This window comes from Streptomyces sp. NPDC058632 (assembly GCF_042717095.1).
Classification (GTDB): domain Bacteria; phylum Actinomycetota; class Actinomycetes; order Streptomycetales; family Streptomycetaceae; genus Streptomyces.
The window spans coordinates 63674-74097 of record NZ_JBHXQZ010000031.1 but is presented as its reverse complement, the minus strand read 5'-3'; the positions used below and the strand labels follow the sequence as shown (position 1 = coordinate 74097).

The 10424-nt window shown below is 66.9% G+C and carries 12 protein-coding genes and 1 pseudogene; 4 read left to right on the top strand and 9 right to left on the bottom strand.

What is annotated here, in order from left to right:
* Window positions 1-265: 265 nt before the first annotated feature.
* From ACFWVE_RS14600 to ACFWVE_RS14565, 8 genes are all read right to left on the bottom strand, one after another.
* Window positions 266-415 (bottom strand): hypothetical protein, encoded by a 150-nt coding sequence (locus ACFWVE_RS14600; protein WP_384013023.1) that lies wholly within the window; start codon window positions 413-415, stop codon window positions 266-268.
* An 85-nt stretch (window positions 416-500) separates the two neighbouring features.
* Window positions 501-701, bottom strand: coding sequence for a hypothetical protein (locus ACFWVE_RS14595; RefSeq protein ID WP_384013003.1), 201 nt, complete (start codon window positions 699-701; stop codon window positions 501-503).
* Window positions 702-767: 66 nt separating this feature from the next.
* The gene (locus ACFWVE_RS14590; protein WP_384013000.1) at window positions 768-1841 is read right to left on the bottom strand and encodes a TerC family protein; all 1074 of its coding nucleotides are present in this window, start codon (window positions 1839-1841) and stop codon (window positions 768-770) included.
* 257 nt (window positions 1842-2098) lie between these two features.
* Entirely contained in the window at window positions 2099-2698 is a 600-nt protein-coding gene (locus tag ACFWVE_RS14585) for a restriction endonuclease (RefSeq protein ID WP_384012997.1), read from the bottom strand.
* A gap of 335 nt (window positions 2699-3033) precedes the next feature.
* Window positions 3034-3504: a DUF5615 family PIN-like protein gene (locus ACFWVE_RS14580; RefSeq protein ID WP_384012994.1), complete on the bottom strand. Its 471-nt coding sequence runs from the start codon at window positions 3502-3504 to the stop codon at window positions 3034-3036.
* On the bottom strand, window positions 3501-4145 hold the full coding sequence (locus tag ACFWVE_RS14575; protein ID WP_384012991.1) for a DUF433 domain-containing protein: 645 nt from the start codon (window positions 4143-4145) through the stop codon (window positions 3501-3503). Before ACFWVE_RS14575 ends, ACFWVE_RS14580 begins: the two co-directional genes overlap by 4 nt.
* A 445-nt stretch (window positions 4146-4590) precedes the next feature.
* Window positions 4591-6651: a restriction endonuclease gene (locus ACFWVE_RS14570; protein ID WP_384012988.1), complete on the bottom strand. Its 2061-nt coding sequence runs from the start codon at window positions 6649-6651 to the stop codon at window positions 4591-4593.
* A 314-nt stretch (window positions 6652-6965) separates the two neighbouring features.
* Window positions 6966-7592: a hypothetical protein gene (locus tag ACFWVE_RS14565; protein WP_384012985.1), complete on the bottom strand. Its 627-nt coding sequence runs from the start codon at window positions 7590-7592 to the stop codon at window positions 6966-6968.
* Between the two features lie 62 nt (window positions 7593-7654).
* On the opposite strand from ACFWVE_RS14565, the gene ACFWVE_RS14560 reads away from it, so the two are divergent.
* On the top strand, window positions 7655-8326 hold the full coding sequence (locus ACFWVE_RS14560; RefSeq protein WP_384012982.1) for a hypothetical protein: 672 nt from the start codon (window positions 7655-7657) through the stop codon (window positions 8324-8326).
* Window positions 8292-8879: a DUF4291 domain-containing protein gene (locus ACFWVE_RS14555; protein WP_384013020.1), complete on the top strand. Its 588-nt coding sequence runs from the start codon at window positions 8292-8294 to the stop codon at window positions 8877-8879. Before ACFWVE_RS14560 ends, ACFWVE_RS14555 begins: the two co-directional genes overlap by 35 nt.
* Here the strand turns inward: ACFWVE_RS14555 and ACFWVE_RS14550 are convergent.
* Window positions 8834-9349 carry an ATP-binding protein gene (locus tag ACFWVE_RS14550; protein ID WP_384012979.1) on the bottom strand — a complete coding sequence of 172 codons (516 nt, stop codon included), beginning with the start codon at window positions 9347-9349 and terminating at the stop codon, window positions 8834-8836. The two genes, ACFWVE_RS14555 and ACFWVE_RS14550, sit on opposite strands and share 46 nt — an antisense overlap.
* A gap of 195 nt (window positions 9350-9544) precedes the next feature.
* Between ACFWVE_RS14550 and ACFWVE_RS14545 the strand changes: the two are divergent.
* Window positions 9545-10252, top strand: a pseudogene (locus ACFWVE_RS14545) (Scr1 family TA system antitoxin-like transcriptional regulator); the annotation flags it as partial.
* An 82-nt stretch (window positions 10253-10334) separates the two neighbouring features.
* On the top strand, window positions 10335-10424 hold a 90-nt coding region (locus ACFWVE_RS14540), incomplete at its 3' end, for a DUF397 domain-containing protein (RefSeq protein WP_384013017.1).

The following is a 10424-nucleotide window of genomic DNA, read 5'->3' as shown; positions in this document are numbered from 1 at the left end:
GACGACGCAGAGGCCACCGGGACCGTCACCGCCCGATGACCGCACAAGGGTCGGGTGATGCCACGCCGGGTCCGGGGCCTCCGTCCGGGGCCTCCCCCTGCAACTGCGCTGCGCCCCTCCCACCGGGCCCACCGGGCCCTCGCCCTCAAGGGTGCGGTCCGCCGCCGACCCCGATCCCGCTTCGGCGAAGGGCCGTCGGCGGGCATGGCGAAGGCCCCTCGAATTCGCCCTCGGTCGCGGCCCTCCCGGGTTTCGTGGGGACGGGTCAGTGGCTGCCGGCGAGTTCGCCGGTGAACTTGCCGTGGAGGTCGGCGCTCGGGTCGTCGAGTCCGCTGATCTCCACGGTCTTGCCCCGCCGGGCGTACTTGGTCTCGATGGTGTCGAGGGCGGCCACCACGATCACGGTGATGGCCATGACGGCGCTCTCCCCCGTCGGCATCCGCCTGAGGACGGGGATGCCGGAGGCGAGGTCCCCGACTCGACCGTGTCACTCGACCGTGTCAGTGGTCCCGGTGCCCGGACTGCTTCGAGTCCTTCAGGTATTCGGAGCACTCGGCGTTGTGACAGGGGCCGGGGCGCCACACGGGCACGAAGATTCCGAGGGTCTTGTGCCGCCCCTTCACCCTCGTGGTCACGGGCTGCTTGCAGACCGGGCAGACAAGCGCCGCCCGGGGGCTGGCCTCATGCTCGGCTTTACTCATTCTTTAATAGTAGGCTCCGCGGTCGCAGAAGGGCACGGGGAACGTGCACGCGTCCTCCGGCGTCGATCAGCCTGCCGGTCGAGGCGGATCCTCCCCGTCCTGGTCCTGCTCGGTACGGGCGCCTCCGTCCGAACCGGGGGTCTCGGTGGTGGCCGACTCCGGCGACGAGGCCGCTTTCTCGTCCGGACCGGCGGGCACCGGGTGGAGTGGGACGGGCCGGAGCAGACTGAGGGCTACGGAACCTGCCAGGATGACGACGATGACCGCGAGGCTGACCGGTGAGGGGATCTCGGGGACGCTGGTGCTGATCATCTTGTGGGATGCCTGAAGGATGAGCTTGACGCCGATGAAGGCGAGGATGATCGCGAGGCCCTTGCCCAGGTAGTGGAACCGGTCCAAAAGCCCCGCGAGCAGGAAATAGAGGGCCCGCAGACCGAGAATGGCGAATGCGTTGCTGGTGTAGACGATGAAGGCGTCGTCGCTGACCGCGAGAACGGCGGGAACGCTGTCGACGGCGAAGATCAGGTCGGCTGCCTCGATCGCGGCCACCACTGCCAGGAGCGGAGTGGCCACGCGTTTGCCGGCTTCCTTGACGAAGAACTTCATGCCTGCGTACTCGTCGCGGACCGGCATGATCTTGCGGAGCAGCCGTACGGCGAAGCTCCTGCCCGGGTCGAAGCTCTCCTCTTCGCCCTTGAGGAGCTTGTAGGCGCTGTAGAAAAGAACGGCGGCGAAGACGAAGAGCACGGCGGTGAAGCGGCTGACCACGGCGACGCCGAGGGTGAGGAAGATCCCGCGGAAGATCAGGGCGCCCATGACACCGAAGAACAGCACACGGTGCTGGTAGGCGCGGGGCACCTTGAAGTACGCGAAGATCACGGCGAAGACGAAGAGGTTGTCGACCGACAGGCTCTTCTCCAGGAGCCATGCGGTGGTGTATTCCGTGCCCGCCGTCGTGCCGAGAACCAGGAAGACGACCGCACCGAAAATCAGGGCGAGGCCCACCCACAGGGCGCTCCAGGCACCGGCTTCCTTGAAGCCGATGACGTGCGCGGTGCGATGGGCCAGCAGGTCCACCGCCAGCGACACCACCACGGTCGCGGCGAACGCCAGCCACAGCCAAAGCGGGACCTCAAGCACACCAGTCACTCCCCAACGGCCTACGCCGACGTACGGGGTCCATTTATCGTATTCTGCGCCCATTTGTGCGATCGAGCGATCCAGGAGGCCGGATCGGGGTGCTCGCCCGCTCCTCTTCGACATACGGACCGACGCCGAAGCCGATGCCTGCGCCGAGGCCTGCGCCGAGGCCGATGCCTGTGCCGAGCGGGTGGCGGTCGTCTCGACGGCCGCGCAGGTGGCGGACGCCGTCTACGCCCTGCTCAGCCCGGAACTCCCTACTCGTACGTCTCCTTCCAGCGGACGCGGTGCCTTCGGTCGCCCTGGCCCGCGCCGTTCACCGCGGTGAGGGACAGGAGTGAGGCGCCGTTGTTCCACAGGCCGAGGTGGTCCCGGTGGACCGCGATGACGTCGTTCTGCACGGCGGTCCGCTCGGACGGTGCGGTGAAGTACGTGGTCGTCACGAAGATCGCGACATCGACCTTGAAATGGACCCTCGCGCCCAGGAGGTCCCGGACCTCACGGCTCGGGATCCTGCCCTTCGGTGAGTAGCGCTTGCACTGGATCACCATGCTCCGGCCGTCGGGCAGGCGTCCCAGCACGTCCGCGCCGTTGTCGTGCGAGCCGCCCACCCGGCGTACTTCGGTGCAGCCGTCACGCCGGCACAGCTCCACGACGAAGTCCTCGAACCGGCCTCCCGACATCGCGTCTACCTCGGCGAGCGAGCGGTGGCCGGCCTTCAGGGCCTCCTCCTCCCGCCACCGGCCGTCCCGTTCCCTGACCAGCCGATGCGTACGCCGCAGCCACCATCCGCCGACGCCGCCCCCGGCGAGTACGAGTCCGCCGACGACGTACGGCCAGATCGCCTGCCAGAACACGATCAGCAGGACGAGACAGCCGCCGCAGGCCACAGCGCCTGCCCGGATCGCTTTGAGGCGCCTCTCCCGGCGCTTCCTCGCCGCCGATCGCCTTCGCCTTCGTTTCCGTGGCGTCGTCACCATCCGGCCCCTCCCCCTGTGCCCCGGGGAGCAGTTTCGACAGCTCAGCGGGGATCGGTAAGAGGGCGGATCGGCCAGTGGCCGATGTCGGTCGGCTTCCGGCAACGTCACCACGGTGGACGCGGCCCTCTGGTGTCTGCCCGGCCGTGCACTCGCTCCTGAACGGTGCGGAGAGCGCCGATCGCCTCATCCCACCTGGCGAGAACTGAGGGCTCTCAAGCTCCGGACCCCGGCAGACGGCCCGGCCAGTGCTTCGGGGGTGTGGCAGCCGGGTCTGTGATCTGGAGGCGTTTCTGCCGGGTCGGGTCGATCGATGTCAGGGAGACCAGTCTCTGACCGTCGGCCGCTTCGGGTTCGGACAGGGCATGGGGCAGAGCCGCGCACACGGTGGCGATCGCTGAGCCCAGTCCCACCAGACCACCGTGTTTGTTGTTCTGTCTGTATTCGATGCGGTGCAGCCCGGACGACGCGATCGCCGCGACCTCCATCGGTCGGCTGAGCTGCTTGGTGTCGTTGGTGATGATGGCGCGGAAGCCGTCGGCCCTGGCCTTGTCGTAGAGCTCGATGTCCTTCGTGCCCGCCCAGCCATTGAGATCGTGAACGTGGATCACTTCGTGTGCGGTGAGCAGGATCCGCACGATCTCGGTCATAGGCCGAGGAACGTTCTCGTCGAGCAGCAGTTTCAAGCGACGACCTGCCGGGGCTCGCTGCTGCCGTAGCTGTCGACGTACTCACTGAAGTCAGCCGCATCGCGAGCGGCCTGAGTAGTCACCCCTGGGTAGAACTCACCGATCCGATCCGGCGGAATGCCGTCCCTCACCAGAGCGGCGACATCCGAAGCGGGGATCCTGGTGCCTTGGATAACCGGCTCTCCGCCACGGACCGACTCGTCGACCGCGACGTGCTCACGAGGCGTGAGCAGGGCGGGGATGCTGCGGCCGTCCTTGTAGAACGGGGCGAGAACATCCACCATCTGGTGAATGACCACGTTGCCGCCCTTGATCAGATCCACGGCGTGGTCGGGCTCGGCGAGGTAGATGGTGTCCGGGCCCGCGACCAGCTTGTACGAGGAGAGGTGCTCCCCCTCCCCGAGGTCTTCGCGGAGAGTGTTCAGCGCACGTCGGATTTTCTGCAGGGACGCCTCTTCCCGCAGTTGTACGCAGATGCGGAGCGCCACGACATCACGGAACGAGTAGAGGATCGGCCGCTCGCTGGAGATCTCGGGCACGAGCACGGCGCCCTTGGGTCCGGAGGCGTGCCGCCAATGGGAGAGTTGGCGCAGCGTGGCACCGGAAAGAGCTGCGGCGAGCTTGGGTTCGTACGACACCGCGTGCCTCCTTCCGCCCCCGTGGATACGCGCCTGAACGTACCCCATTCTCCCGGTAGTCACCGGGATCGGAAGACGAGGGGCCCGTTCGGGGTAGCCTGACACGCTTCCGTGCCGCACAGGACGCCGACGTGGGGCAACCGCCGGCCGGGGGAGCCGGGGCCTCCCCCGGCGAGAGGGGCCCTTCGGCTCATTGGCCGTCGGGTGCCCGGGTAATTCGGTGGCGCACATCGAACAGTGTCCGCACGCTGTCACCGTGGCAGAACCCAAGCACCGGATCCGCTCCCCTCATACCGCTTCACGATCACCGTCCATCAGGCATACATGCCGGAGATCGGCCGACCCGCGGCCTGGGGGGGCCGCTTCCCGGCGACGTGGCGGCGGGACCGGATGACGTGAGTCATCAAGCATCATTCACAGCCCTCCTCCAGCGCAGCAGCCGGATCTACTCAACCTCGATGCCGAAGTCCTGTACGAGCTCCTCCAGGCCGCTCGCGTAGCCCTTACCACCCAGGACGAAGTCCCAGTCCCCGTTCGGCCTTCGGCGGAAGGAGCCGAGTACCAAGGCGGTTTCGCGTGGCCGGCCGTCGGAGACTTCGAGTTGTCCCAATTCCGCCAGCTGCGGGTCGAGCAGGCGAATGCAGGCGTCCGTGAACCCGGAGAGGTCGGCGTCCGGGTTGACCTCCGGGTCGATGGCTGCCACTAGTACGAATCGGTCAGCCTCCTCCGGCAACCCGTCGAACGAGACACAGATCGCGGCCTTGTCAGGTGCGGTGGCAGGTAGAGCACGCACGGAGCCGTCCGGTGTCTGCGGGTTGTTGAAGAACACGAAGTGATCGTCACTGAGGACTCGGTTGCCACGGCAGACGAGAGCACACACATCCAAGGCGACGCTTCCGGTCCACGACATGCCCAGAACGTTGTAGTCGTCGGGCAACGCGGTGTCCGGACCCGGCAGGGCCGACTGCGGTGCGGCTTGACGACCGCTCTCACCCAGCCGCCCACGGAGCCCATGCCGATGCAACAGGTCAACGAGCTCAGGACCCGAGATCAGTTCCAACGGCTTGCCGTTGGCGAAAGTGTGGGAGCCGGGCCCGAACCCTGACGTGGTCACGAGGACACCCTTGTTGGCACCGGCGTCCTGCACGGTCCCGTACAGGTCGCGCACAGCGGTGGGTGGCACCGTGCTGCGGTAGCGCTTCACCTGGACGACGATCTCACCACCTCGGATGGGCGTCGGGTCCAGCGCCTTGACGTCCACACCGCCGTCGTTCGAGCGTTGGGTCGTCACCGCCTGCATCCCCATGGCTTCGAAGAGCTCAGCTACGAGGCTCTCGAAGGCAATCGGATCCATGGCATACAGGTCCGGGTCCTCATCGCTGCCGTGAGCGACAACGCGGTTCCCGACATCCTGCGGCCGTCGGCCCGGCCGGACTGGCGTGAGCTGGTCCGGCCGAGCCGAAAGTTGCCCTCGCAGCGCGTCAGTCAGGCAGCTGCCCGCGTCGACCTGTGCCAAGTGCAGGTCACGGAACGAAGAGCGCGAAGCCATGACAGTGGCCAGGAAGATATGGCCCGGTCGGCCCGTCGTAGGGTCATGTCCGTCGACGAACCCGTTCAGCGCCACCGACTCAAGCGCGCCCAGCTCGTCAGCGGCGAAGAGTTCATGCAGAACGAGCAGCATGCACTGCGCGAGGACCTCCCGGTAAAGAGCTCGGCGCTGGCCTACCGGGCGAGGGTTTTCCTTGTACTGGTCGGCCCCGGACATGTAACGGACGGACTTGACCTCAGGGACGATGCTGTAAGCGGGCAACTCCCAGTCCAGCACCAGCTGCCGGGCTGCGGAATCGTAGGCGGCCGCGACCTGGCGCGGGAAACCTTCGGGCCACGCTGTTGAGGCATAGAGAACAGCGGAGAAGTGCTCCACCACGGAATCGGGCTCCCGGCGTCTCACGCCTTCGGTCACCGCGACGACGCCGGCGTTGTGCCGCCGTACTTCAGCGAGCTGAGCATCGGCCCACTGCTGGTACTCCCGCTGGTACGAGACCAGCTGTTGCTGCCGGTGGGCTTCCGCGGCCTGCGCAGCCTGCCAGTCCCGCTCGAAGCGCGTCCGAGCTTCGGCCTGCGCCTGGGCCCGGCGGCTGGCAGTCCAGCCGCCTTGCGTCTGGTACTGATGGAAATCAGGCATCGGCACGGGTTGCGCCAATGGTCCTGGAGCGAAGGGCTGGACCTCTTCGGCGCGCATGAGCGAGGAAACCCTGAGAGCCGGAGCCTGACAGCCTGAAGCGAGAAGGTCCTGCAACGACGCAACCTGCGCGTCCAGTTCCTCTGTGCGACGCAGCGCCTCCGCCTGCCTGTACTCGCGGTGACTCTGGGCGGTTCGACGCTGGTAGGCGCGCGCTTGCTGAGCTTCCTGTCTCCGACGTCTGGCTTCAACTTCCAGCTGGCGCTGCTGCTGCCGTTGCACCTCGGCCCACGCGCCGACAAAACCAGTAGAGCGACGACTCATGTGTTGCAGGCCCTCCCCAAGACACTCTGGTTGTCCCCACAACCAGGTGCAACGAGACGACTCTATCCAGCAATCGTCGTCCCGCATATCCACTCGTCAAAGGCAACCTGCCCGGGCGTCCGGGCAGGTCAACGTGACTGGGAGGCAACCAGGGCAGTTCCAGGACGCAGTAGGCGAACTGTTGCATTGGGTTGCCGCTGCACCCGACTGGCAAGGGGCTGTGAACGAGGCTTGGCATAGGTCATCAAGCCGCGTTCACAGACTTCATCCGTGACCAGGGTGCATCGTGTCGTCCCGGTGACGTAGGTGGACCTTCATGGGTCTTCCGAAGGTTCGGTTCGTTGGGCTTGCCAGAGGGATCGCAGTGTGGAGACCGCTCGTTGCGCTGCCTCGCGGGGCTCGGGACGCGGTGCGAGGGTCCTTGGGCCGGCCAGGTCCCGACCGCTGAGTGACCGGACGGGGACGGCGGTCCAGTCGGCTCGGTCCACGACGGCGACGTGTCCGTTCTCGTGCGCCGCTTCGTCCTGCCAGTCGTCCGGCGGTGCCATGAGGACACGCAGCGACCGTTCGTCGAGCCACTCCAGTCCCAGAACCTGACGGCCGAACTCGTTCTCGATGAGAGAAGTGACCGCGCCCGATTTCAAGTGCAGAAGTAGTAGCTCCCCCTCGAAGAAGTAGCCACCGTCGTACCTGCCGGTACCTATCGCGAGCAGCGGACGTCGGGGATGGAAGGCCAGCGCGTGGACGGGGAAGCGTGAGCGAACAACCGCACGACGGGCGAAGGAACGGCTGTTGTGGACTGCGACCGGCGTAGCTCTGCCGTGAGCACCTGTGCCTGCCACGGCGAGAAGGCCGCGCTGCTCATCGTGGACAACCAGGAACGGGTCTCCGACTCCGAGGAAGGCCCAGCCATCGGGGGGATGTTCGGTGGAGGCTGCCATGCCGTGATCTTCTCAACTGCCCGACTTCGCGCGGCAGCCCGCCGAAGCGAGATCATGAAGAGGTGACGAAGCAGATCAAGAGGGCAGCTCCGGTGGAGCAATCCGTCAGTGAACCGGAAATCTCCGCCTACCAGCGGGCACTACGAGACCGATTGCTCGCTGCCCCTGTCGTTCCCGCACCCGCGCCCTGGCGGCCCGTCTTCGAGAACACGTACGGAGCCCCTGTCGGTGGACTGCTCGGCATCGGCTTCACCTCGCATCCCGGCACCGGCCATGACCTGGTCATGGCCGTCTCGCAAGACGGTCACGGTCTCTTCGACGCCGTCACCGGCGAGAAGATCGCCAGGGACCGCGACCCCGATCCCGAAGACAGCACCCCCGACGCGATTGCCGACCTGTCCTGCCCCGGACTCGGACCGATCACTGGAAGCCGCGTACGCATCGCGGGGCTCTTCGGCGGAGGGCTGCACACCACGACCGAGGACGGCTGGACCCTGGAGGTGGTCACCCCGGCCTGGCCCAACGATCGTGTGCTGCTCTCGGTCGACGGCGGACTTCCCCACGCCGGCCCGCACGGAGAGCAGTGGTGGCACATCTTCCACTCCACCTACTCGGAACTTCGAGCCTTCGGCTTCTCTCCCTCCGGGGAGACCATCGCCGTCGCGACGAGCAGTGACGTATCTCTGTGGACCCGCCGCCCTGAGCACAGCAACAGCAGCGTCGCTCAGCACTGACCAACCCTCGACGCAGGCCCGCGACCACACGAGCCAAAGGGTTTGCGAGCGAGGCTTGACGTGGATCAAGCCGTCCTTCCTCTGGATGATGTACCACTGCGGGTGGGGCACCAAGGAGAGGCGGGAAACCGTTCTCGCCGTCGAGATCACCCGCGAGGGCTTCGAGTGGGCGCTGGCGAACGGCTGCCTGTCCCACTACGAGCGTGGGCTGCACTCGGACCGGGCCTCCTGGAAGCGGCAGTTGAAGCGGGCCCCGGCCCGTGTCCAGTGGGACCCCGAGCGCGATCTGCGCCTGCAGCCCCTTCCCCACCGTTCGCTCCAGCTCGGGCTCGCCGGTGAAGCCGCCCGCCGCTACGCGGACGAGTGGACGGTCTCCATCACCGACATCACCGACAGCACCGGCCTCGCCCACGAGATCCACGGGTACGTACGGAACGGCGACCTGGAGGCCGCGCGGCGGCTCCTTCCGCGGGAAACCCCCTACCCCGTGCCCGACGGTCTCCTGGATCACCTGCGCCCACCAGCGCAGTCGCCGGTCGAGACGTCCTCGTAGCGGGAGCGGTCCAGAGAAACGTCCGCCCAGACCGTCTTGCCGACGGGGTGGCGGGGGGCTGTGCCCCAGCGTTGGGCCAGGGTGTCGACCAGGAGGAGGCCTCGGCCCGATTCGCCCTCCGGCGGTGCGGTGGGCAGGGTCTCGGGGGGTCGTTTCGCCGCGTTGGCGTCGGCCACCTCGATGCGGACCACGTCCGCCGTCGCGTCCAGGGTGAGGCGGACGGCGAAGTCGCGGCCCGGAGTGCGGGCATGCTGTACGGCGTTCGCCGCGAGTTCCGCCACGACGAGCGCGACCGTGCACGACTGGTCCGACTCCGGCAAAAACCCCCACTCCCCCATCGCCTGTACCGCGTGGCCCCGGGCCAGTCGCGCACCTCGCGGTGAGGACGTGAACTGCGCCGACAGGATGCGGGGTTCGTCGGGCGGGGTGGTGGCGGTCGGCTTGGTCGGCTTGGTCGGCTCTGCCAGCACGGGTCTGTCCTTCGGCGTACGTCGGTGCTCTTCTTCGGCAGGTCCGGAGACGTCTCGCCCGGTGCGCGAGTTGTCACGTTCCGTACCCAAGAATCGGGACGTCGCCCTACGCTCGAAAGGTGACACAGCATTACTTATGGGTCCGTAAAGAAAGGAAGTGACGCCTTGGCCAACGCAATTGACCCCAGTACGTCGATGGCCGCCCTGTTCGGCGCGCGGGTGCGCAGGCTCCGCACGGCCGCCGGACTGACCCAGGCCGAACTCGGCGCCAGGACGCACGTGGTGAGCACCCGGATCACGCAGATCGAGCGTGCGTCCGGAGCGAAGCCGACGCTGGAACTGGCCCGTGCGCTGGACGCCGTCCTCGGCGGGGACGACCTGCTGGTCGAGTTGTGGCCGTACGTGTACCGGGAGGCATTTCCGGACTGGTCGCGGAAGTTCATGGAGTACTCGGGGCGGGCGGTGGCCGTCCGGGAGTACGCGGCTCATGTGGTGCCTGGTTTGTTGCAGACCGAGGACTACGCACATGCCGTTCTCAGTCTGGACGCTCTGCTGGACGGCGAAGAACAGTTGGAAGAGCGTGTGGCAGCCCGTATGGGACGGCAGGAACGGCTGAGTTCACCCGGCAGTCCGGAGCTGTACGTGATCCTGGACGAAGCAGTACTGAGACGCCCGATCGGCGGCTACACCGTGATGCGGAAGCAGCTGGCGCGACTTCTCGACGCGACAGCGGAACGTCACATCACCGTGCAGGTCTTGCCGTTTGATCAAGGCGGACACGAGGCAATGGGCGGCTCGCTGACAATTCTGACTCTGCCGGACGGCTCGGAAGTCGCCTACACAGAGGGTTCGGACTATGGCCAACTCATCGAGGAACCGATCAACGTCACTCGATACAAGGTGATTTACGATCGGTTGCGGGCGGCAGCCCTGCCCCCGCTCATGTCGCTCGACATGATCCGATCCACGATGGAGGGCAACTACCGTGGCTCGAATCTCCCGTCCCGATCTGAACGACGCCGACTGGCGCAGCAGCAGCTACAGCAACCAGGCCGGCGGCAACTGCGTGGAGGTG